The organism is [Mycobacterium] fortunisiensis (genome assembly GCF_019050325.1).
GTDB classification, from domain to species: domain Bacteria; phylum Actinomycetota; class Actinomycetes; order Mycobacteriales; family Mycobacteriaceae; genus Mycobacterium; species Mycobacterium fortunisiensis.
Genome location: NZ_VOMB01000006.1, coordinates 23,392 through 46,363, shown reverse-complemented (window position 1 = coordinate 46,363; position 22,972 = coordinate 23,392). Strand labels below are relative to the sequence as shown.

Below are 22,972 nucleotides of genomic sequence, written 5' to 3'. Positions count from 1 at the left end.
TATGTCGCTCACGACAACCAACCGCCTGAAGTTACTGCTCACCACCGGTCTTGCTGCGACCATCGTCGGCACGGCCGCCGCATGCACCCCGACCGAGGATTCGCCGGCCACGCCGTGGGCCCCGGCGCCGACCACATCGTCGCAGGCAAATGCCCAATCGTCGCCGAAATCACAGACCTCGGACTACAGCCATTTGCTGCTGCAGGCCGAGGACGTCAGCATCCCGCCCGACTCCTTCACCACCCGGTCGGCCACTGCCAATCCCGACGGCCAGTCCGGCGCCAGCACGCTGTTCGTCAATGCCGATGACACCAGGGCCATCGCCGACACGATTCTCATCTACCCGGATGCCTCGACGGCCACGGCGACGCTGAAGCAGGCGGCGGCAGCGGTGAGCACCATGGTGGCCGGCGGTAAGCCCGAACCGGTGCCGGTGGGTCTGGGCGGCACTGTCATCTCCGGGACCGCGCCCGATGGTTCCAAGGCCGTCACGTTGTTGATGTACACCCAGGGCCGCGCGGTGGTGCGGCTGGAGTTCGACAGCAACCCGGACGACCCGGTGTCGCCGCAGACCGTGGCGAGTGTGGGCCGCATGCAGCAGGTTGCCCTGCGAATCGGTCTTCCGGAGCGGGAGTAACCACCTTTTACTACGGGTATGCCGCAGGTCACGCGCTGGTGATTGCCAGAAGGAGGCAAAAAACTGTAACGTGTTCTAGTTAGAGAGCACAGATACGGGAGGCCCACCGTGACTACCGAACATGCCGGCATCAGAGAGATCGACACCGGCGCCCTGCCTGACCGCTATGCACGCGGTTGGCACTGCCTGGGACCGGTCAAGGATTTCCTGGACGGTCAGCCCCACTCCGTTCAGATCTTCGGCACCAAGCTGGTGGTGTTCGCCGACTCTCAGGGAGACCTGAAGATCCTGGACGGTTACTGCCGGCACATGGGCGGCGACCTGTCCCAGGGCACCATCAAGGGCGACACGGTCGCCTGCCCGTTCCACGACTGGCGCTGGGGCGGCGACGGCAAGTGCAAGCTGGTCCCCTACGCCAAGCGCACCCCGCGTCTGGCCCGCACCCGCGCCTGGCACACCGACGTGCGCGGCGGACTGCTGTTCGTCTGGCACGACCACGAGGGCAATGCGCCCTCGGACGAGGTTCGCATCCCGGAGATCGCAGAGGCTGCCAGCGACGAGTGGACCGAGTGGCAGTGGAATTCGATGCTGATCGAGGGCAGCAACTGCCGCGAGATCATCGACAACGTCACCGACATGGCGCACTTCTTCTACATCCACTTCGGCCTGCCGACGTACTTCAAGAACGTCTTCGAGGGACACATCGCCTCGCAGTACCTGCACAACGTGGGCCGTCAGGACATCGGCGGGATGGGCACGCAATACGGCGAGTCTCACCTGGACTCCGAGGCCTCCTACTTCGGACCGTCGTTCATGATCAACTGGCTGCACAACAACTACAGCGGTTACAAGGCCGAGTCGATCCTGATCAACTGCCACTACCCGGTGGACCAGAACTCGTTCATGCTGCAGTGGGGCGTCATCGTCGAAAAGCCCAAGGGCATGGACGACAAGACCACCCAGAAGCTGGCCAACGCGATGACGGACGGCGTCAGCCAGGGCTTCCTGCAGGACGTCGAGATCTGGAAGCACAAGACCCGAATCGACAACCCGTTGCTGGTCGAGGAGGACGGCGCCGTCTACCAGATGCGCCGGTGGTACCAGCAGTTCTACGTCGATGTCGCCGACATCACGCCCGACATGACCGACCGCTTCGAGATGGAGATCGACACCACCGCGGCCAACGAGAAGTGGCATGTGGAGGTCGAAGAGAACCTCAAGGTCCAGGCGGCACAAAAAGAAGCAGCGCAGAGCAGCTGATGACGGCACGCAACGAGCAGGGCCAGACACCAGACGTCGAGGATCTGGCCCGCTCGATGCTGCTACTGCACGGCGCCCATGACGACGACGAGCACCCGCACCGGCCCGGTGCTTCGTCCGGAACATGGTCCAAGGCACCCGATTTCGCCTCCGACCCCGAGCGTGCTGCCGCCGTCCGCGAGGCCAGCTTGCGCGACCGCGAGCGCTATCTGACCTCTGGTCTGGTATCGGTGGACTGCCGTTTCTGCCATGTGTCGGTGCAGGTGAAGAAACTCAGCGCCGAGCACACCTCGGTGCAGTGGAATTCCGAGGCGGTACGGCGCTGCGCGACGTTCGCCGAAATTCGTTCCGCCGGTGGTGATCCGGCCCGGGCCCGGTCGTGTCCGCGCCTGTCCGACAGCATCAAACACGCCGTCGCCGAGGGCTGCCTGGAGGAGGTGTCCTCGGCCCCCTCCCCCGGCGACGGCTGATTTCCCTAGAGGCCCTGGAACCGCTCCTTGACGGTCTCGGCCGTCAACCCGTAGTCGGCCAGAGAGTAGGTGTGCTTCGGAGCCCGAGGACCCTGTTGGGTCTGGGCGTGACTGTCGATCATGGCCTGCCGCGCGGCGTCGGTGAACTCCAGGCCGAAGGTGCGGTAGATGCCTTCGACAGCGCCCACCGGGTCCTTGATGAACTCGAAGTAGTCCACGTCGCAGAACTGGGCCGGATCATGCTTGGCTCGTTCGGTATTGAACAACTCCAACCCGCGCGACCAGGTCTCCATGGCGTCCTCGCCGATCACATTCCCGGTGAACGTATTGGACCAGCCGGCGGTCGTGTGCTGCGACAGCGAGCACATCGAGGCCATGATCGTCTCCGCCGGCCGGTGACACTGGACGACCAGGGCATCGGGATACGTGGCGAACAGCGCATCGAGGGCGAAGAGATGGCTGGGGTTCTTGAGCACCCAACGCTTTTCGGGCTCGTTGAGGCCGATCAGCTGCAGGTTCTTCCGGTGCCGCGCATACGGCTTGGTCCAGTCCTGGCGGGCCAGCCACTGCGAGTAGGTCGGCACATGGGCCAGCGTCTCGTACGACACCGAGTGCAAGGACTGGCGCAGCAGCTGCCAGCATTCCTCGACCTCGTCCGCTGTCATGAAGTGCAGGCCCGTGTAGTCCGGGTTCTCCTCGTGTGCCTTCTTGAACTGGGCATCGAGCGAACTGAAAACCGGGTTGTCGGACCAGGTTTCCCGCGGCGGCCGCGGCTGTGGGAACTCGGCCAGCCACATCTCCAAACCCTGGTGCATCGGGTCTGCCGTGAGCAACCGGTGGATCACCGTGGTCCCGGTGCGTGGCAGACCGGTGACGAAGATCGGCCGCTCGATCGGCACGTCGGTGTGCTGTGGGTACTGCTTGAACGCAGCTTCCGAGACGAGCCGGGCCACCAGCGCATTCCGGGTGAAGAAGCGCTGCATCTTGCTGCCGAGTTCGGTCAGGTCTGCGTCGCGCTGATAGGACTCCAGCAGTACCCCGAGTGCTTCGAGGTAGTTGTCGTCATCGGAGCCGAAATCTTCGAGACCGCAGGCCTTTACCGCCGAGGCATGCAGATCCTCGACGGTACCCACGTTGGTCCGGCCGTTGGCGCCGCTTGTCATGCTTTGTACTCTCCACAGTTCACGTCAAGGGCCTGGCCGGTGATCCCGCTGGCCAGGTCACTGGCCATGAACAGGATCGCCGAGGCCACCTCGTCCTCGGTCGGCAGCCGCTTGAGGTCGGATCCGGCAGCCGACGCGTTGTAGATCTGTTCCACGGTGGTGCCGTACTTCTGCGCCTGATGGTTGAAGTACCCCTCCAGGGTTTCACCCCAGATGTAGCCGGGCAGCACGGAGTTGACCCGAATACCCTTCTCCCCCAGTTCGGTTGCCAGGGTCTGCGACATCGACAGCAGGGCCGACTTGGCCATCTTGTAGGCCCCGTACTTGGCCTGCGAGTGCCGCACTACCATCGAATTGACATTCACCACTGAGCCGTTGGCTGCTTCCAGGGCCGGAGTGAAGCCCTGGGTCATGCGCAGCGCACCGAACACGGTCAGCTCGATCGCATCCCGCATGTGCTCGAAGGTGGTGTTAGCGAACGGCTTCATGGACGGGACCCGGAACGCGTTGTTGATCAACACGTCAGCCTTGCCGTACTCCTCCATCGTGCGGGCCACCACGTTTGCGACCGCCTCCTCGTCGGTGATGTCGGTGCCCACCGCAAGTGCGCGACGGCCCAGTGCCGTCACCTCTTTGGCCACGTCCTCCAGCCGCTGGACGGTGCGGGCGGCCAACACGAGGTCGGCGCCGTTCTCCGCGCATCGGCGGGCCAGCGTCGTCCCGAGCCCGGGCCCGACACCGCTGATCACGACGACCTTGTTATCGAGAAGACCGGCCATGTCTAACCCACCATCCTGTCGGCGATCTGCTTCTGGCGCAGCGCGATTCGCTGACGCCAATCTTCCTCGGAGATCTTGTTGTGTTCGTGGTACGGCAACGCCGTCGCCACGTCGGCCACGTCGACGATCTCGACGCTCGGGCCGTCGGCCTCGGTGAGCTCACGTGACAGCCGCTGCCAGCGGAACTGTAGATATCCCTTGGAATGGCCCAGGGTTTCGCACCAGTTCGTCACACCGGGGTTGGCGTCGGAGACCACGATGCGGATCTTGCCGTCCGGATCGGCCTGCGCCTGAGTGCCGTTGAGCGAAGTCTGGTGGTTGATGTAGTCCAGCGAGATGTACCACAGGCTGCCCAGCTGGAATCCGAGGTACGGCGCATCGGTGACCGGCAGGGTGATGATCATGGCCTGGTCGGGTTTCAGATCGTAGTGGCCGACCGACGAGTACTGCGTTGCCAGACCGCCGGGGGTCAGCCGGGGCGCGACCATGGTGTTGACCGGCAGGTTGTTGTAGAACCACTGCGGGAACTGCAGCCAGGTCTTCACCCGCTGCACCAGCTGCTTGCCTGCCACGGCATAGCGCTTTTCGATGAGCTCGCGCGTCAGCGGCGCCGGCGCGGTCCCGGCGGTGTCGGTGCGCGCCACGCTGATGTGACCGCGTTGCGCCGACCAGTCGTTGTAGACCTCGCGGATCAGCAGCTGCGACGGGCTGGTCGGGGTCACCCGCCACTCGAAGGTTCCGTCGGCGGCGATGTCGAGTTCGCGGTCGTCGAATGCGGCCTGGCTGGCCGGCACGTTGTCATCGGTGTATTCCCCGCCGAGCATCTGGAAGCTGAGATCGGTGGTGGTGCCCCGCTTCCCGGTGACGACGTACTCGTGTCCGGGCTGCACGCGGGTGCCGAAGTACAGCGTGTCGGGGTTGTCCAGGCCCATCTTGGTGAACGGGCCGGTGCCCGATTGCAGGAAGGGGTGGTCGCGGTCGTAGTCGAAGGCCAGGTGGGTGCATCCGGAGATGCAGCCGGCCAGGTACTGCAGGCCTTCCAGAAGGTCGGCTTCCGATTCGATGAAGTGCGCGGTGGCCACCAGGTGTTCTGCCTCGGCGATGGCATCGATCAACGGCTGTGAGTACATCCGGCATCTGCTCTCTCGGTCCAATATTGGACCGCAGTGGTAGAGTTTCTGACCTGAGACTAGAACGCGTTCCAATTCCCGTCAACGCCGTGGAGGTCAGATGCCCGACGCCGCACCGGCCGGCCGCGCTTCGCCACCCACCGCGCGAGTGGTGGCGATCCTGGATTTCCTGTCCCGACGCCCGCAGCAGCGGTTCGGACTCTCGGAGCTGTCCCGGCAGGTCGGCCTGAGCAAGCCAACGTGCCTGGGCATCCTGACCACCCTCACCGAATCGGGTCACCTGATCCGCGACAGCACCGACAAGACCTACCGCCTCGGCCCGGCATTGATCTCGCTGGGCCACGCGGCTCAGGAATCCATGCGGGTCAGCCCGTCCGCCCGGTCCGAACTACTGTCCCTGTCAGCTGCTTTCGACACCTCAGCGGGTCTGACGGCCGTCGTCGACGACCGCATCACCGTGCTGGAGCTGGTCGGCCCGCCGGGCCGCGACGTCGGGGTGCGGATCGGGCAGAGCTACCCGTTCGCTCCCCCGGTCGGTCTGATGTTCGTGCTGTGGGACGACGACGCGCTGCGGACCTGGCTGGCCAAGGCGCCGACCATCCCGCTGCGCACCGAATCCGCACGGCTGCAACGCGTGATCGAAAACTGCCGCACCGATGGCTATCTGGTGGAACGGCTGACCCCGGGTGGCCGCCGGCTCTACGCGCTGATGGCCGGCATGTCCACGGACCTGCCCGACGAACTGCGGGCGCTGCTGAGCGAGTTGGTGTCCGACATCGGTGAGCGGGTCTACCTGCGCGACGAGGGCGGCCGTAGCCGGCAGGACATCAGCGTCATCTCCGCGCCGGTGTTCGACCACTACCGACGCCAGGTGATGGCGGCATCCTTGCACATCGGAAAAGCCTTGACGGACAAGGAGATCACCGACCGGGCCCGCGCACTGGTCGCGGCGGCCGATGCGGTGACCGCGCAGCTGGGCGGTGTGAAACCCACCTACTGACGGTGCTCAGAAGTTGTTGCAGGTATCGAACACCGTCTGCAGCAACCCCAGGTAGGGCTGGTTGGCAGGTTGCGCCGCGATGCCCTCGGCCATCCGCTGACGCTGATCCCGCGGCGAATCCAGGAACTGACGCAGAACCGACTGCACCATCGGCGATTCCCCGGCCATGGGGCTCTGCGCGTTGAGCGCACCCATCACCTGCGGGTAACTGCAACTGGTGTTGACGGCTGAGTCCAGCCTGGGGTCAGCGGAGGCGATACCGGCTCCGGTGGCCAGTGACAGCGCCACGGCCCCGCCGGCGACAGCCAATGTGATCGGCACTCGTTCCATCATGGGTGGACCTCCTCCCGCGGTCCGGACTTTACTCGTGCAGCGCGAGCCCGCAATGGTTTTGGCAATTTGCCAGCTGAGCCGCCGACTGGGTATTTGACTCGGAAAACGGTTCGCCCCGGCGCCGATGCCCCCGGATCAATCCTCGTCAGGGCGCAGCGGCAGGGACCGCGTCACCGGACGCGGCGCCGTCTCCCGCAGCAACCCACTGGCCGGACGTTGCCGCACGATCTGCGGCCACCAGAACCAGCGCCCCAGCAGCGCGGCGATGGACGGGGTCATGAGTGCGCGCACCACCAGGGTGTCCAGCAGCAGCCCGATCCCGATCGTCGAGCCCACCTGGCCGATGATGCGCAGATCGGAGACCACCATCGACATCATCGTGAACGCGAACACCAGCCCGGCCGCCGTCACCACCTTCCCGCTGCCGCCCATGGCCCGGATGATGCCGGTATTGAGCCCGGCGCCGATCTCCTCTTTCATCCGCGACACCAGCAGCAGGTTGTAATCCGAACCGACGGCCAACAGCACGATCACCGACATGGCCAGCACGAGCCAGTGCAGGTTGATCCCGAGGATGTGTTGCCAGATCAGCACCGACAGCCCAAATGCGGCACCGAGGGAAATCGCCACCGTACCCACGATGACCAGCGCCGCCACCAGGCTCCGGGTGATCAGCAGCATGATGATGAAGATCAGGCACAGCGCCGCGACCCCGGCGATCAGCAGATCGTAGGTGGAGCCGTCACGCATGTCCCGGTACGTCGCCGACGTACCGGCCAACTGCACCTTCGCATTTTCCAGCGGCGTCACCTTGAGCGCCTCCTGCGCGGCCCGCACGATCTGCTCGGCCCGCGCGATGCCTTCCGGCGTCGCGGGGTCTCCCCGGTGCGAGATGATGAACCGGACCGCCTTCCCGTCCGGCGAGAAGAACAGGTTCATCGCACGCTTGAAATCCTTGTTCTCCAGGACCTCGGGCGGCAGGTAGAACGAATCGTCGTTGCGGGCCTCGTCGAAGGCCTGGCCCATGGCGGTGGCATTCGCGCTGTTCTCTTCCATCAGGGCCATCGAGCCCATCATGGTGCTGTGCATGGTCAGCGTGACCGCACGCATCGATTTCATGCTCGCGATCATCTGAGGAAACAGCACGACCAGCCTGGGCATAAGCACGTCCAGCTGATCGGTGTGATCCGCAAGTTCACCCACTCCGTCGGTAACCGCGTCGACGCCGTCGATCGAGTCGAACAGCGACCTCATCGACCAGCAGAACGGAATGTCGAAACAGTGTGGCTCCCAGTAGAAGTAGTTGCGGATAGGGCGGAAGAAGTCATCGAAATCCGCGATGTGGTCGCGCAGTTCCTTTGTGACCGCCTCCAATTCACGGGTGTCCCGGGTCATCCGATGGGTCGTGCTGACGAGCTTCTGCGACGTCTCGTAGAGGCGCTGCGTCGTGTTGATCATCTTCGTCATCTGGTCCGCCTGCTTCTTCAGGCTGTCCATCGACTGCTTCTGGAACGGCAGCGTCTGCTTCTGGTTGGCACTCTGCAGCGAGAGCAGAAACGGGATCGACGTCCGATTGATCGGATTGCCCTCGGGACGGGTTATCGCCTGTACCCGGGATACGCCCGGAACTGCAAAGACGGCCTTGGCCACCTTGTTCAGCACCAGCAGGTCGGCGGGATTGCGCATGTCGTGCTCGGCTTCGAGCAACAGGATGTCCGGGGTCAGACGCGACGGGGGGAAATGCCGCTCGGCGGCGGCATATCCGACGTTGGCCGGGATGTCGGCCGGTACGTACAGCCGGTCGTTGTAGCTGGTGCGGTACGCCGGCAGGGCCAACAACCCGATGAGCGCCACCACGCACGCCGTGACGAGAATCGGTGCCGGCCACCGGACGATCGCTGTCGCCAGCCGTCGCCAGCGTCGGACGATGATCTTGCGTTTGGGTTCGAACAGCCCGAATCGACCACCGACAGCCAAGACGGACGGAATGAGCGTCAGCGCGACCGTCACCGCGGCCACCATGGCCACCGCGGTGGGGATCCCCATGGTGTGGAAGTAGGGCAGCCGGGCGAAGCTCAGACAGAAGATCGCCCCGGCGATCGTCAGACCCGACCCCAGAACCACTTTCGCCACGCTGCGATAGGTGGTGTAGAAGGCGGTGTCGCGATCCTCGCCGGCCTGGCGGGCCTCCTGATACCGGCCGAGGAAGAAGATGCCATAGTCGGTGCCGACCGCGATCCCAAGGGAGACCAGCAGATTCACCGCGAACGTCGAGAGCCCGATGATCTGGTGGTCGGCCAGCAGGGCGACGACTCCCCGGGCCACCTGCACCTGGATGCCCACCATGGTCAGCAGCAGGACAGCGGTGACGAGGGAGCGGTACACGAGGAGCAGCATCGTCATGATCACCACCAGGGTGACGACGGTGATCTTGGCGATCGACTTGTCTCCGGCGTGGTTCATGTCCGACACCAGTGGGGCCGGCCCGGTGACGTAGGCCTGCACGCCCGGTGGCGGTGAGGTCCGCTCGACGATGCCGCGGACAGCCTCCACCGATTCGTTCGCCAGCGATTCACCCTGATTGCCGGCCAGGTTCAGCTGAACATAGACGGATTTGTTGTCAGCGCTCTGCACGGCCGTCGCCGTGAGGGGGTCGCCCCAGTAATCCTGGACGTGCTGGACATGTGTGGTGTCCGCCTTCAACTGGCGGACCAGATCGTCGTAATAGCGGTGTGCGTCGGGGCCGAGTGGCTGTTGTCCCTCCAGGACGATCATGGCGACGCTGTCGGAATCGGATTCGCCGAACACCTCGCCCATGTGTTTCATGGCCTTGAAGGAGGGCGCATCGGCGGGCACCAGCGATACCGAGTGCTGCCGTCCGACGTGTTCGAGCGAGGGGACGGCGAACGTCAGCAGAGCCACGATCACCAGCCAGCCGAGGATGATCGGCACCGCAAGCCGATGGATCACCTTCGCCCAGGGCGGGGCGTGCAACGGTGGACCGGTGCTCATCGCAGTCAGCGTTCGTCGGGTTTCAGCAGCAGGGAACGAACCAGCGGCCGGGGACTGATCGGCCGCTGCCGCACGAGCTGCGGCCACCAGAACCAACGTCCCAGCAACGCGGCGATGGACGGTGTCATGAGTGCCCGCACGATCAGAGTGTCGAACAACAGCCCGATACCGATCGTCGACCCCACCTGTCCGATCGTGCGCACATCACTGGCCAGCATGGCAAACATGGTCGACGCGAACACCAGACCCGCAGCTGTCACCACTGTTCCGCTACCGGCCATGGCGCGGATGATGCCGGTGTTGATGCCGGCACCGATTTCCTCTTTCATCCGCGACACCAGCAGCAGGTTGTAGTCCGAGCCGACGGCCAACAGGATGATGAGCGCGATGGCGAGCACGATCCAGTTCAATTGGATCCCGAGGATGTGTTGCCAGATCAGCACCGACAGCCCGAATGCCGCCCCGAGCGAAAGCGCCACCGTACCAACGATGACCAGCGCCGCGACCAGGCTGCGGATCATGATCAGCATGATGATGAAGATCAGACACAGGGCGGCGATCCCGGCGATCAGCAGATCGTACGTGGAGCCGTCCACCTGATCTTTCGCCATCGCCGCGCTCCCGGTGAGGTAGAGCCTGGCGCTCTCCAGCGGGGTGCCCTTGAGTGCCTCCTCGGCAGCTGTTTTGATCGGCTCGACGCGCGCGATGCCTTCGGGTGTCGCCGGATCGCCGCGCTGGGTGATGAGCATGCGTGCGGTTTTCCCGTCCGGGGACAGGAACACGTCCATGACCCGTTTGAAGTCGGCGTTCTTGAAAACTTCCGGGGGGATGTAGAACGAGTCGTCGTTCTGGGCCTCGTCGAAGGCCTTGCCCATGGCGGAGGACCCCTCGGACATCTCCTCCATCTGAGAGAAGATCCCCGCCATGGTGCTGTGCATTGCCAGCATCATGGTCCGAGTGCTCTGCATGGTGGCGATCATCTCCGGGAACTGGCTGATCATCTGCGGCATAAGGGCATTCAGTTGATCGAGGTTGCCGATCAGTTGGTGCATCGTGGTGGTGAGCTCGTCAACCCCGTCCAGGGCTTCGAACAGCGACTTGATCGACCAGCACAACGGGATGTCGAAGCAATGCGGCTCCCAGTAGAGGTAATTGCGGATCGGTCGCCAGAAATCGTCGAAATCGGCGATGTGATCCCGCAATTCGAGCGTGACATCCTCCAGCTCGTGTGTCTTGCCGACCACGGCGTTGGTCGCTGCGGAAAGTTCTTTCATGAGTTCGTACATCCGTTTCATCACGGATATCGTTTTCGCGATCTCGTCGGCTTGGGTGACCAGATCGTTCATTCGCGCTTTCTGGAATGGCAGAAGTTCGAGCTGGCTGGAGTTCGACGCGCTGATGATGAACGGAATTGTGGTGTGCTTGAGCGGAATACCTTCGGGGCGTGTGGGGCCCTGCACCCGGGAAACTCCGGGAACGGCCAGAACGCCTTTGACGAGTTTGTTCAAGATCAGAAAATCCGCCGGATTGCGCATGTCATGGTCGGCCTCGACCAGCAATATGTCCGGCGACACCATCAGCGATTGCTGGAAATGCCGGGCGGCAGCGTCATAGCCGGCGTTGGCCGGAATGTCCTTGGGCAGATAATTCTGGTCGTTGTAGCCGGGCTGGTACGCCGGTAGCGCCAACAATCCGATGAGCGATGCCGCGCAGGCTGCGACGAGAATGGGTGCCGGCCATCGGACGATCGCGGTGCCGAGACGGCGCCAGCGCCGAACGATGATCTTGCGTTTCGGTTCGAACAACCCGAATCGGCTGCCCAGCGAAAGGACCGCGGGGATCAACGTCAAGGCCACGGCGACTGCTACAACCATGCCCAGCGCACAAGGAATCCCGAGGGTGCGGAAGTAGGGCAGGCGGGTGAAGCTGAGGCAGAAGACCGCGCCGGCGATGGTCAGCCCGGACGCCAGCACGACCTTTCCGACGCTGCGATACGTCGAATAGAAGGCCGTTTCACGGTCCTCACCGGCCTGCCGCGCCTCCTGGTAGCGCCCGACGAAGAAGATGCCGTAGTCGGTTCCGGCCGCGATGCCGAGCGTCACCAGAAGATTCACCGCATAGGTGGACAGTCCGATGAGCCCGAGATCGCCGATCAGGGCGACGACGCCGCGGGCCACCTGCAATTGGATGCCCACCAGGAGCAGCAGGATGACCGCGGTGAAGATCGACCGGAAGAAGAACAGCAGCATCGCCAGGATCACCGTCAGGCTCAGCCCGGTGACCAGCAGGACCGTCCGGTTGCCGCTGGCGCTCAGGTCGGCGACGGTGGCGGCCGGTCCGGTGACGTAGACCTTCACCCCCGGCGGTGGTGAACTGCGGTCGACGATGTCGCGGACCGCTTCGAGCGATTCGTTCGAGAGCGACTGGCCGAGATCGCCCGCAAGGCCCAGCTGGACGTACGCGGCCTTGCCGTCGGCACTCTGGGCCGCCCCGACCATGAGCGGGTCTCCCCAGAAGTCCTGGACATGCTGCACGTGTGCGGTATCGGCTCTGAGCTGGCGAAGTAGGTCGTCGTAGTAGTGATGCGCCGGGTCGCCGAGCTTATGTTCGCCTTCCAGGACGATGATCGCGACGCTGTTCGAATTGGTTTCGCCGAAGCTCTCGCCCATCCGCTGTATCGCCTTGAACGACGGCGCGTCGCTGGGGATGAGCGATACCGAGTGCTCTTTCTCCACCTGTTCGAGCGGCGGGACGGCGGCACCGAGCAGATAGGTGATCACCAGCCAGCCCAGGATGATCGGTATGGCCAAGCGACGGATCACCCGCGCCACGAACGGCGGGTCGGCGGTTACCGTGGGGCTGCTCATGCGGCCTTCAACAGGCAATAGGTGAACGCGCTCTCGCCGTTCTCGACCCGTTCGGCTTCGACCTTGTCATCGATGATGATTCGGCAACCGATCCTGTTGCTGTCACCTTGCGCGATGACGTTGACCATCGCGGTGGCCTCGGTCATCGGGAATTCCAACGACCACGGCAAGCTGGCCTTTTCCACGAACTGCGGTTCTGCGTCGACATCGAAATAGCTGATGTTGGCCACCGTCCCGGGTGGGCCGAATACCTCGTAGACCAGTTGTTTGGGGTCATACGGCGTGCGTTCCTCGACCTCGGTGTCGGCGTATACCGGCCGGACTTCGGAGCCGAACACCCCGTGCAGGCGCATGACGGTGAATCCTCCGGCGAGGATTACCACCAGAATCAGCAGCGGGATCCACAGCCGCTTCAGAACCCCCACAGTTCGAACCCCCTGAATCCGTGGCCTAATCCGGACTTTTCCCGCCACCGGAACCACGGCTGCCGGCCCGCTGCCACACACCAGGTGTGGTCACGGTAAACACACTGCAGCCCGGGCTGGGCAATCCGATTCCGACCAGTAGAGCATTCAGGAGACCTCCATATCGGTCCATTCCCAAGGTGATACGGGATCGTAATGCATATTGCGGGTGTTCGACGCGGAACGGAACTTACCGCGGCTAACAGTTTTGCGTCGCTGAATGTCCGCTGTATGAATGCGGTGGAACGGAAATACCTCCGGCATGGGGATCTATGCGTCCAGGCGAGCGAACTCGCCCTGTCGGTACTGCTCGACGCATGCCGCCCGCCGGACCTTGCCACTCGTCGTGATCGGGATCGAACCAGGCTGAACCAGAACCAGATCCGCCACACCGAGACTGTGGGTGTTGAAGATGGCCGAGGTCACGTCGCGCTTGACGGCGGAGAGCTGGTCTCCTGATGCATCGGGGGTATCGGCATGTCTTCGCACCTCGATGATGACGACGAGCTTCTCGGTGGCGCCGTCGGGCACCGCGATCGCGGCACACCGGCTGCGGCTGATCTCCTGGATCGTCGCCTCGATGTCGTCGGGAGAGTGGTTACGCCCGTACACGATCAACAGATCCTTGATGCGGCCGATGACGTACAGCTCGTTCTCGAACAGGAAGCCGGAATCTCCGGTGCGCAGCCACGGCCCCTCCGGCGTGCCAGCCGACGGCGCCACTATCCGGGCGCCGAATGTCGATTCGGTTTCGGCGGGCCGCTGCCAGTAGCCGCTCGCGACGTTGTCGCCGTATACCCAGATCTCCCCGACAGTTTCGGGCGGGCACTCAACGCAGGTGTCAGGATCGACGATGCGGATCATCGGCGAGGCCGGAACTCCATAGCTGACCAGCGGTGTCCCGGCTCCGTTCCGGCAACGCGTTGCCTTACCGAGAGTCAACGGTTCGCTGTCGAATCGGACGATCGCCGGCGGTTCGCCCGAGGCCCGGGTGGCCACGTAGACCGTAGCTTCAGCCAGCCCGTAGGACGGGCGTATCACCGTCTCGCCCAGGTTCAGTGGCGCGAAACGGTTCACGAAGCGCTCCAGTGTCGCCGGATGCACCCGTTCACTACCGGTGATGATGGCGAGCACGTCGGACAGATCGAGTCCAGCCATGTCTTCGTCGGAGGTCTTGCGCACCGCAAGTTCGAAGGCGAAGTTCGGTGCGGCGGTATAGGTGCGACCGTTGGCCGCCAGCATCTGCATCCACCTGGCCGGGCGCTGCAGGAATGCCACGGGACTCATGAGCACGGCCGGCACTCCGGCCAGCACCGGCGCGCAGACTCCCAGGTACAAGCCCATGTCGTGATAGAACGGCAGCCAGGAGACGATGGTGGAGCCCTCGGGCACGACGTTGTTGAACTCCGCGAAATAGCCCGACGTCAGTTGTTCATAGTTGACCATCAGGTTGCGGTGCGACATCATCACCCCGGCCGGCCGCCTGGTCGACCCGGATGTGTATTGCAAATACGCTGTGCCCGTATGGTTTTCGTCGCCGAACTGGGCGCCTGTCGGGGCATCGAGATCCAGCGAGTCGGCTGCCACGACGACTGGAACCCCTCCGCCGGAACGATTTTCGACGTGCCCGGCCACGGTGTCGGCAACTGCCGAAGTGGTGAGGACGACCGCCGGAGACGCATCCTGCAGCACCGATTCGACCCGCTCGTCGCTGACGCCGCCGAGTGGCACCGCCAACGGAACCGCGATGCGTCCGGCCAGCAGTGCGCCGAAGAACGCCACGATGTAGTCCAACCCCTGTGGGGCCAGGATCAGGGCACGGTCACCGGGTGCGCCGAACTTGCCGAGTTCGCGCGCCACGTTGCACGTGCGTCGATACAACTGGGCGTATGTCAAGGTCTCGGCCGTACCGTGCCAATTATTTTCGAAATCAACAAACGTCACCGCCGTGTCATCACCCTGCAGGCTCGCACGTTCATGCAGCAACGACAAAATGGACGACTCGACCACGCCGATCAGGGTATCGCGGTAATCAAAATCAGATCACCGGAACCGTCAGCAAACTTGTTATCGCGCCCTGCATGAATCACACACACGTGATTACGCCTGCGGCCGCGCCGGGAGCAGCACCTTGACTTTGCGCTGCCGTCAGGCCTCTGATCTTGACAGTCAGTGCATGCACCGGCGCCGCCCGGCAAAGTATTTGAAATCGCGGATATCTTTCCGGCCGATTGCCGGATCGCGAGACAGGAAACCTCAGCGAACATACCGTTATTTGTTGTGGTCGCCCGCTACGGGCGTTGAACCAGCAATGGCCGCGCGTTACCGCCGGCCACATTTCTGGGGCTCGACGCTCAAAAGCGGGCTATCGGGCCTGATGCCGGTAAAACCGCGCGGGGCCGACCGGGAGGAGGGGAAATTGACCGCATCCGACAGCGCGCCTGGTGCCGCGCCGGTCACGCCCATCGCCGTCATCGGCATGTCCTGCCGGCTCCCCGGCGGCATCGACTCCCCCGAACTTCTGTGGGAGGCGTTGCTACGTGGCGATGACCTGGTCACCGAGGTTCCACCGGACCGTTGGGACGCCGACGAATACTACGATCCGGAACCCGGCGTCCCGGGCCGGTCGGTATCGAAATGGGGCGCGTTCCTCGATGACGTCGCCGGCTTCGACGCTGACTTCTTCGGGATCAACGAACGCGAGTGCGCCGCACTCGATCCCCAGCACCGGTTGTTGCTGGAGACCTCGTGGGAAGCCATGGAGCACTCTGGCCTGACCCGCGAGGATCTGGCCGATTCGCTGACCGGTGTGTTCATCGGTTTGACGCACGCCGACTATCAGATGCTGGCCGCGGACGCTCGGTCGCTGGAAGCGGCATACGGCTTCAGCGGCAACAACTTCAGCCTGGCGTCGGGACGGATCGCCTACGCGCTCGGCGTGCACGGCCCCGCACTCACGGTGGACACCGCGTGTTCGTCCGGGTTGACCGCGGTGCACCTGGCGTGCCGCAGCCTGCACGAGGGGGAGAGCGACCTCGCCTTGGCCGGCGGCGCCACGTTGGCCCTGGATCCACGAAAGTTCGCCTCGGGGTCGGCCGAGGGGATGCTGTCGGCGACCGGGCGTTGCCACGCCTTCGACGTCGCCGCCGACGGGTTCGTCAGCGGCGAGGGCTGCGTCGTGATCGTGCTCAAGCGGCTCGCGGACGCCGTGCGCGACGGCGATCGGATCCTGGCCGTGGTGCGCGGTACCGCCGCGAATCAGGACGGGCACACCGTGAACATCGCCACTCCCTCGGACGCCGCGCAGACCGCGGTGTACCGAGCGGCGTTGTCCGCGGCCGGCGTCGATCCGAACACGGTCGGCATGGTCGAGGCGCACGGCACCGGTACCCCGGTGGGCGATCCCATCGAATACGCCAGCCTGGCCAAGGTCTACGGCGTCGACGGTCCCTGTGCGCTGGCCTCGGTGAAGACCAATTTGGGACATGCGCAGGCAGCTTCCGGGGCGGTCGGGCTGATGAAGGCGGTCCTGGCACTGGAACATGGCGTGGTGCCGCAGAACCTGCACTTCACCCGGTTGCCGGACCAGCTCGCCCAGATCCGGACCAATCTGTTTGTGCCCCAACAGACCACGCCGTGGTGCACCAATGGGCACCATCCGCGGCGGGCGGTGGTGTCGTCGTACGGCCTGTCCGGGACCAACGTGCACGCCGTTCTGGAGCAGGCGCCCGAGCCGGCCTCGACGGCCCCGCGGCCGGAATCTGAATCGACACCGCTGCTGTTCCCGGTGTCGTCCACCTCGGCCGACGAACTGCGCCGCACCGCCGGCCGGCTGGCGGACTGGGTGGCGGCACACGAGGACATTGCCCTGCCGGATCTGTCCTACACGCTGGCGTGCCGGCGAGTACACCGGCCCGTGCGCACCGCCGTCAGCGCAAGCAGCCCAACAGAACTCGTCGCAGCCCTGCGCGAGGTCGCCGACGGCGACACGCCCTATCAAGCCGCGGTCGGGCACGACGACCGGGGACCGGTATGGGTGTTCTCGGGGCAGGGCTCGCAATGGGCCGGGATGGGCACCGAGCTCCTGGCCACCGAACCGGTGTTCGCCGCCACGGTGGCCGAGGCCGAACCGATCATCGCGGCCGAGGCCGGGTTCTCGGTCACCGAGGCGATATCGGCGGCCGAGGCGGTGTCCGGCCAGGACCGGTTGCAGCCCACGTTGTTCACCATGCAGGTGGCGTTGGCCGCTGCCATGAAGGCTTACGGAATCCGGCCCGCCGCCGTCATCGGTCACTCACTGGGCGAGGCCGCGGCAGCCGTCGTGGCCGGGGCCCTCACGATGGCGGACGGCCTGCGCCTCATCTGCCGCCGGTCGAAGCTGATGTGCCGAATCGCCGGTCAGGGCGCCACAGCCGCCGTGGAACTGCCTGCCAAACAAGTCCTTTCGGAACTGACCGGCCGCGGCATCAACGATGTGGTGGTGGCGGTGGTGGCGTCACCACAGTCCACTGTCATCGCCGGCGCGATGCAGACGGTGAGCGATCTGGTCGGCGACTGGGAAGCCCGCGGCGTGCTGGCCCGCATGGTCCCGGTCGATGTCGCCTTCCACTCACCGCAGGTGGAACCGATCGCCGACGATCTGGCCACGGCGCTCGCCGATCTCACACCCATGACACCGGAGATCCCGTTCTACTCGGCGACGCTGTTCGACCCCCGCGAGCAGCCGGTGTGCGACGCGCACTACTGGGTGACCAACATGCGGAAGATGGTGCGCTTCGCCACCGCGGTACAGGCGGCGTTGGAGGACGGTTACCGGGTCTTCGCCGAACTGTCCCCCCACCCGCTGCTCACTCGTGCTCTCGAACAGACCGCGGACAACCGCGGGACACCCATCGCCGCCCTGGCCGCGATGCGCCGCGGACAGGAGCTGCGGAAAGGGCTGCGCGGGTTCCTGATCGATCTGCACAGCGCGGGCGCCGCCGTCGACTTCTCGACGCTGTGTCCGGCCGGTCGCCTGGTGGATGCGCCGCTTCCGACGTGGACGCATCGCAAGTCCTGGCTGGCCGGTGACGGTCGGGAGTCTGCGACCCACGGCGGCTGCACCATCGCGGTGCACCCACTGTTGGGTGCCAATGTTCGGCTCCACGAGGAACCGGAACGGTACGTCTGGCAGGCGGATGTGGGCACGGCCGCCCAGCCGTGGCTCGGTGACCACCAGATTCGCAACGTGGCTGTACTTCCGGGGGCGGCCTACTGCGAAATGGCGCTGGCGGCCGCGCAGGTAGTCTGGGGTGACGCAGCCGAGGTCCGGAATATTCGGTTCGATCAGGCGATGCTGCTGGACGAGCAGACAACCGTCGGGGCCGCCGCATCGATGTCATTTCCCGGCGGCGCGGTGTTCAGCGTCACGACCGACGACGCCGAACAGCAGGTGCGGCACGCCACCGCGGTGCTGCACCCCGCGGTCGACGAACCGCCACCGCCGTATGACATATCCGCGGTCCGCTCCGCCCACCCGGACGGTGAAGACGGCGACGATGTGCGGGATCGAGTGAGCCGGCACGGTATTCAGTACGGTCCCGCCTTCACCGGTCTGGTCAGCGTCCACACCGGCCAGGCGCCGGCCCAGACGGTGTTCGCCGAGGTCGCGCTGCCCCGCTCGATCCGTTCGCAACAGGACGCGTACGGGGTGCACCCGGCGCTTCTGGACGCCTGCTTCCAATCCATCGAGGCCCATCCCGCGGTGCAGGCGCTCGGCGGGGACGCGCTGGGGCTGCCACTCGGGGTCAGACGACTGCGGGCCTACGGTTCGGCACGCAACGCCCGCTACTGCTACACGCGGTTGCTCAAGTCCGACGCCACCGGGGTGGAGGCCGATATCGATGTACTCGACGAGGACGGCACGGTGCTGCTGCGGGTCCAGGGATTGCGCCTCGGCGCCGGAACTTCCACCGACCGGTACGACGAGCAAGTGTTCAGCGAGCGGTTGCTGACCGTCGAATGGCGACAACGTGAGCTGCCCGAGGTGGAATACGCCGACGCCGGGTCCTGGCTGCTGATCGGAACGTCGCCACACCCGGATGCGGGCGTGGTGCGGTTGGCCGAGGCGCTGAAGGACCGTGGCGCACAATGCATCAGCATGTCCTGGCCCGACCGGGGCGACGACTCACCGACGTGTGAACAGCTCGTCGGCCATCTGCGGGCAACCCGGTTCACCGGGGTGGTGATCATGGAGGCCCCGCAGAACGGTGCGGGCGCGCAGCAATCACCGATGTTGGGCCGCGAGCATCTGCGTCAGCTGGTTCACATCACCCGTGAGCTGCCGCAGATCACCGGCGAGCCGCCGCGCCTGTACGTGGTGACCCGCAATGCCCAGACCGTGCTGCCCGGCGATGCCGTCAATCTGGAACAGGCCGAGCTGCGGGGATTGATCCGGGTCATCGGCGCCGAGCACCCGCATCTGGCCGCCACCCAGATCGATCTGGACGATGCCACCGACGGGGTGCAGTTGGCCCGCCAACTCCTCAGCGGATCGGAGGAGGACGAAACCGCCTGGCGCGACGATCGGTGGTACACGGCGCGGTTGTGCCTGGCCCCGCTGCGCCCTGACGAGCGGCAGACCACCGTCGCCGATCCCGAACGCGACCGGATGCGGTTGCAGATCCGTACCCCCGGCGATCTGGAGACGATGGAACTCGTTGCCTGCGAGCATGTTCCCCCCGGGACCGGTCAGATCGAGGTCGCCGTCAACGCCTCCAGCGTCAACTTCGCCGACGTGTTGGTGGCCTTCGGCCGCTATCCCGCCTTCGATGGGCACCTGCCGCAGCTCGGCATCGACTTCGCCGGTGTGGTGACCGCGGTCGGTCCCGACGTGACCGGACACAAGGTCGGCGATCACGTCGGCGGTCTGTGCGCCGACGGTTGTTGGGGCACATTCGTCACCTGCGATGCCCGCTTGGCCGCCACCGTGCCGGCCGGCCTGTCCGACGCCGAGGCGGCCGCACTGACCATTGCGACCGCCACCGCCTACTACGGGCTCAACGACATGGCCCGGATCCGATCCGGCGACAAGGTGCTGATCCACTCCGCGACCGGCGGAGTGGGCCGGGCGGCGATGGCGATCGCTCGCGCTGCGGGTGCGGAAATCTTCGCCACCGCCGGCAGCGAGCATCGCCGGCAACTGCTGCGCGACATGGGTGTGGAACACGTGTACGACTCGCGGACACTCGAGTTCGCCGATGAGATCCGCCGCGACACCGACGGCTACGGAGTGGACATCGTGCTGAACTCGGTGACCGGGGCCGCCCAGCGGGCCGGACTGGAATTACTGGCATTCGGTGGGCGATTCGTGGAGATCGGCAAGCGGGACATCTACGCCGACACCCGGTTGGGACTCTTCCCCTTCCGCCGCAACCTGTCGTTCTACGCCGTCGACCTGGCGTTGATGTCCGTCAGCCATCCCGATCGCCTGCGCGAGTTGCTGTCCACGGTGTATCTGCTCACCGCCGAGGGTGAGCTACCGATCCCGGAGTTCACCCGCTACCCGCTCACCGAGGCCGCCACTGCCATCCGGATGATGAGCGGCGCGCAGCACACCGGCAAGCTCGTACTGGACGTCCCCCATACCGGTTCGAGTCGACTTGTGGTGCCCCCGGCCCAGGTCCGGGTGTTCCGCCCGGACGGGGCGTACATCGTCACCGGTGGCCTCGGCGGACTGGGCTTGTTCCTCGCCGAGAGGATGGCGGCGAACGGCTGCGGGCGGATCGTGCTGTCGTCGCGTTCTGAGCCGACCGCGGCGGCCCTGACGGCGATCGAACGGATCCGAGCCGCCGGTGTCGACGTGGTCGTCGAGCGCGGCGATATCGCCGCTCCGGCGACCGCAGAGCGGCTGGTGGCCGCAGCCACCGCGGGCGGACTCTCGGTCCGCGGTGTGCTGCACGCGGCAGGTGTGATCGAGGATGCGGCGCTGACCAACATCACCGACGATCTCATCGAGCGTGACTGGGCCCCAAAGGTTCACGGAGCGTGGAATCTGCACCAGGCCCTCCAGGGGGCCGGCGCGAACCAGCAGTTGGACTGGTTCTGCTCGTTCTCCTCGGCCGCGGCACTGGTCGGTTCCCCCGGACAGGGGGCCTATGCCGCGGCCAACAGCTGGCTGGATGCGTTCAGCCTGTGGCGGCGGGCTCAAGGGCTGCCGGCCACTTCGATCGCCTGGGGAGCCTGGGGGCAGATCGGCCGGGGCACCGCCCTGGCCGAGAGCACCGGAGCCGCCATCGCTCCCGAGGAAGGCGCCTACGCGTTCGAAGCACTGCTACGGCACGACCGCCCGTATACCGGATACGCCCCCATCGCCGGTGCACCGTGGTTGACCATGTTCGCCGAACGCAGCCCGTTCGCCGAGGCGTTCCGGGCCACCGGACAAAGCTCTACCGGCACCAGCAAGCTGCGGGCCGAACTCGACGTGCTGCCACCGGACGAGTGGACCACCAAACTGCGGCAGATGATCGCCGATCAGGTCGGCGTGATCCTGCGGCGCAGTGTCGATCCCGACCGCCCCCTGTCCGAGTACGGAATGGATTCCCTCGGCGCGCTCGAGCTACGCACCCGTATCGAGAACGAAACCGGAGTACGCATCTCGGCCACCGGCATCACCACCGTGCAGGGGTTGGCGGAACTGTTGTGCGAGAAGCTCCTTCCCGCTGGGGCGGTCTGACGACATGTGGGGACCGATACTGGTGTTGGCACTCCTGACGACGGTGAACCCCGTGCGGCTCGGGATCATCCTCATGGTGTTGTCCCGCCCACGGCCGATCAAGAACCTGCTTGCGTGGTGGCTCGGAGCGCTCATCGTGGGTCTCGTCAGCCTGTTCATCCCGCTGATCCTGTTGCACACCATGCCGGCCTCGGCGAACTTCGTGAAGGACTTTGCGCATCCGACGACAAGCCCTGCCGCCCAGTACATTGCGATCGGACTCGGGGTGCTTCTGCTGGCGGGATCCGTGCTGATGGCCGTGCGCTCGTCGTCCAGAGCGTCCGCCCGCAGCGGGGTGGTGACGCAGTCGAACACGGGCAGGCAGCAGTCCACGGGCGGTCAGACCGCACCGTCTTCACTTTCGCTGCTGTTGGAATCGGAGGAGCCGGCCCAGGAAGGACGGTCTGCGGTTCAGCGGCTGCTGGGCCGGATCCGCCGCGGCTGGCGCACCGGCTCGCCGTGGATCTCGTTCGTCGTCGGCCTCGTGGTGCTGCCACCGGCGGACGCGGCCGTTCTCATCCTTGCCGTGGTGGTGGCGTCCGGAGTCGCGATCGACATTCAGATCGCCGCGGTCGCCGTGTACGTGATAGTTGCACTGGCGGTCGAGGAAATCATTCTGCTCAACAGCGTGGTGGCTCCGGAACGAACTCACGCCGTCCTGCGACGGCTACACGAATGGTCGGCCGTCCACCAACGCAAGCTCGTGGCGGCACTCATGGCGGTGGCCGGCGCCTTCCTGCTCCTGCGCGGCGTGGCGAGTTAGACATGATCTACCGGACGAAGCCGCGTGACTCGCACCGTACGACGACGAGCAATGTACTCGATCTGCTCGACCAAGCCATGTTCGATCTCGGCCAGGCGACCGGATCGAACACGGTTCTGCAGTGTGTCTGGGTCTGTGACCGGCCCATCGATGTCGATGGTCTGCAAGAGTTCCACCAGAACCTGCAGCGGGGCCGGCTGTCTCGCTGTATCGCGCAGTCCCCATTGCCATTCGGACGCAGTCGCTGGGTAGCCCCGGAACATTTCAGTGATCTCGAAGTAGACGCTGCGGCACAACCGCGTGAAGCGTTCGGCGACTGGCTCGACGAGCAGGCCCATCGTC

The 22,972-nt window shown here is 65.3% G+C and carries 15 protein-coding genes; 6 read left to right on the top strand and 9 right to left on the bottom strand.

What is annotated here, in order from left to right:
• Position 1: 1 nt before the first annotated feature.
• The 3 genes from FR943_RS04530 to FR943_RS04520 all read left to right on the top strand — a co-directional run bounded on the left by FR943_RS04530 (position 2) and on the right by FR943_RS04520 (position 2,367).
• Positions 2-637 carry a hypothetical protein gene (locus FR943_RS04530; RefSeq protein ID WP_217155162.1) on the top strand — a complete coding sequence of 212 codons (636 nt, stop codon included), beginning with the start codon at positions 2-4 and terminating at the stop codon, positions 635-637.
• Between the two features lie 108 nt (positions 638-745).
• Entirely contained in the window at positions 746-1,897 is a 1,152-nt protein-coding gene (locus FR943_RS04525; RefSeq protein ID WP_217155161.1) for a 3-ketosteroid-9-alpha-monooxygenase, oxygenase component, read from the top strand.
• Positions 1,897-2,367: a hypothetical protein gene (locus FR943_RS04520; RefSeq protein WP_217155160.1), complete on the top strand. Its 471-nt coding sequence runs from the start codon at positions 1,897-1,899 to the stop codon at positions 2,365-2,367. Before FR943_RS04525 ends, FR943_RS04520 begins: the two co-directional genes overlap by 1 nt.
• Positions 2,368-2,372: 5 nt before the next feature.
• Here FR943_RS04520 and FR943_RS04515 read toward each other — a convergent pair whose 3' ends face one another.
• From FR943_RS04515 to FR943_RS04505, 3 genes are read right to left on the bottom strand one after another with little or no spacing between them, the layout of a single operon-like run.
• Complete coding sequence (locus FR943_RS04515; RefSeq protein ID WP_217155159.1) at positions 2,373-3,530, bottom strand: sulfotransferase family protein; 1,158 nt, start codon at positions 3,528-3,530, stop codon at positions 2,373-2,375.
• A complete protein-coding gene (locus FR943_RS04510) occupies positions 3,527-4,309 on the bottom strand; it encodes an SDR family oxidoreductase (protein ID WP_217155158.1) in 783 nt (260 codons plus the stop codon). Before FR943_RS04510 ends, FR943_RS04515 begins: the two co-directional genes overlap by 4 nt.
• A 2-nt stretch (positions 4,310-4,311) precedes the next feature.
• Positions 4,312-5,439 carry a hypothetical protein gene (locus tag FR943_RS04505; RefSeq protein WP_217155157.1) on the bottom strand — a complete coding sequence of 376 codons (1,128 nt, stop codon included), beginning with the start codon at positions 5,437-5,439 and terminating at the stop codon, positions 4,312-4,314.
• Between the two features lie 100 nt (positions 5,440-5,539).
• On the opposite strand from FR943_RS04505, the gene FR943_RS04500 reads away from it, so the two are divergent.
• Entirely contained in the window at positions 5,540-6,439 is a 900-nt protein-coding gene (locus FR943_RS04500) for a helix-turn-helix domain-containing protein (protein ID WP_217155156.1), read from the top strand.
• Between the two features lie 6 nt (positions 6,440-6,445).
• On the opposite strand, the gene FR943_RS04495 is transcribed toward FR943_RS04500, so the two are convergent.
• The 5 genes from FR943_RS04495 to FR943_RS04475 form a co-directional block, all read right to left on the bottom strand.
• Complete coding sequence (locus FR943_RS04495) at positions 6,446-6,769, bottom strand: hemophore-related protein (protein WP_217155380.1); 324 nt, start codon at positions 6,767-6,769, stop codon at positions 6,446-6,448.
• Between the two features lie 138 nt (positions 6,770-6,907).
• Positions 6,908-9,784 (bottom strand): MMPL/RND family transporter, encoded by a 2,877-nt coding sequence (locus tag FR943_RS04490; RefSeq protein ID WP_217155155.1) that lies wholly within the window; start codon positions 9,782-9,784, stop codon positions 6,908-6,910.
• A 5-nt stretch (positions 9,785-9,789) separates the two neighbouring features.
• Complete coding sequence (locus tag FR943_RS04485; protein WP_217155154.1) at positions 9,790-12,651, bottom strand: MMPL/RND family transporter; 2,862 nt, start codon at positions 12,649-12,651, stop codon at positions 9,790-9,792.
• The gene (locus tag FR943_RS04480) at positions 12,648-13,058 is read right to left on the bottom strand and encodes an MmpS family transport accessory protein (RefSeq protein WP_246584856.1); all 411 of its coding nucleotides are present in this window, start codon (positions 13,056-13,058) and stop codon (positions 12,648-12,650) included. Before FR943_RS04480 ends, FR943_RS04485 begins: the two co-directional genes overlap by 4 nt.
• A gap of 327 nt (positions 13,059-13,385) precedes the next feature.
• A complete protein-coding gene (locus FR943_RS04475) occupies positions 13,386-15,125 on the bottom strand; it encodes an AMP-binding protein (protein WP_217155153.1) in 1,740 nt (579 codons plus the stop codon).
• Between the two features lie 367 nt (positions 15,126-15,492).
• Here FR943_RS04475 and pks2 point away from each other — a divergent pair, with 367 nt between their 5' ends.
• Together pks2 and FR943_RS04465 are read left to right on the top strand one after the other, a co-directional pair.
• The gene (gene pks2, locus FR943_RS04470) at positions 15,493-21,828 is read left to right on the top strand and encodes a sulfolipid-1 biosynthesis phthioceranic/hydroxyphthioceranic acid synthase (RefSeq protein WP_217155152.1); all 6,336 of its coding nucleotides are present in this window, start codon (positions 15,493-15,495) and stop codon (positions 21,826-21,828) included.
• A gap of 4 nt (positions 21,829-21,832) precedes the next feature.
• Positions 21,833-22,630 (top strand): GAP family protein, encoded by a 798-nt coding sequence (locus FR943_RS04465; RefSeq protein ID WP_217155151.1) that lies wholly within the window; start codon positions 21,833-21,835, stop codon positions 22,628-22,630.
• On the opposite strand, the gene FR943_RS26735 is transcribed toward FR943_RS04465, so the two are convergent.
• A complete protein-coding gene (locus tag FR943_RS26735) occupies positions 22,627-22,968 on the bottom strand; it encodes a hypothetical protein (protein ID WP_308170463.1) in 342 nt (113 codons plus the stop codon). The genes FR943_RS04465 and FR943_RS26735 overlap by 4 nt on opposite strands.
• Between the last annotated feature and the right edge of the window lie 4 nt (positions 22,969-22,972).

Excerpts from the sequence above, each read along its gene's own strand:
- pks2 (WP_217155152.1), top strand. The coding sequence starts at position 15,493 with ATGCCGGTAAAACCGCGCGGGGCCGACCGGGAGGAGGGGAAATTGACC.
- FR943_RS04500 (WP_217155156.1), top strand. The coding sequence starts at position 5,540 with ATGCCCGACGCCGCACCGGCCGGCCGCGCTTCGCCACCCACCGCGCGA.
- FR943_RS04515 (WP_217155159.1), bottom strand. The coding sequence starts at position 3,530 with ATGACAAGCGGCGCCAACGGCCGGACCAACGTGGGTACCGTCGAGGAT.
- FR943_RS04485 (WP_217155154.1), bottom strand. The coding sequence starts at position 12,651 with ATGAGCAGCCCCACGGTAACCGCCGACCCGCCGTTCGTGGCGCGGGTG.
- FR943_RS04530 (WP_217155162.1), top strand. The coding sequence starts at position 2 with ATGTCGCTCACGACAACCAACCGCCTGAAGTTACTGCTCACCACCGGT.
- FR943_RS04520 (WP_217155160.1), top strand. The coding sequence starts at position 1,897 with ATGACGGCACGCAACGAGCAGGGCCAGACACCAGACGTCGAGGATCTG.
- FR943_RS04510 (WP_217155158.1), bottom strand. The coding sequence starts at position 4,309 with ATGGCCGGTCTTCTCGATAACAAGGTCGTCGTGATCAGCGGTGTCGGG.
- FR943_RS26735 (WP_308170463.1), bottom strand. The coding sequence starts at position 22,968 with ATGGGCCTGCTCGTCGAGCCAGTCGCCGAACGCTTCACGCGGTTGTGC.
- FR943_RS04495 (WP_217155380.1), bottom strand. The coding sequence starts at position 6,769 with ATGGAACGAGTGCCGATCACATTGGCTGTCGCCGGCGGGGCCGTGGCG.
- FR943_RS04465 (WP_217155151.1), top strand. The coding sequence starts at position 21,833 with ATGTGGGGACCGATACTGGTGTTGGCACTCCTGACGACGGTGAACCCC.
- FR943_RS04490 (WP_217155155.1), bottom strand. The coding sequence starts at position 9,784 with ATGAGCACCGGTCCACCGTTGCACGCCCCGCCCTGGGCGAAGGTGATC.
- FR943_RS04505 (WP_217155157.1), bottom strand. The coding sequence starts at position 5,439 with ATGTACTCACAGCCGTTGATCGATGCCATCGCCGAGGCAGAACACCTG.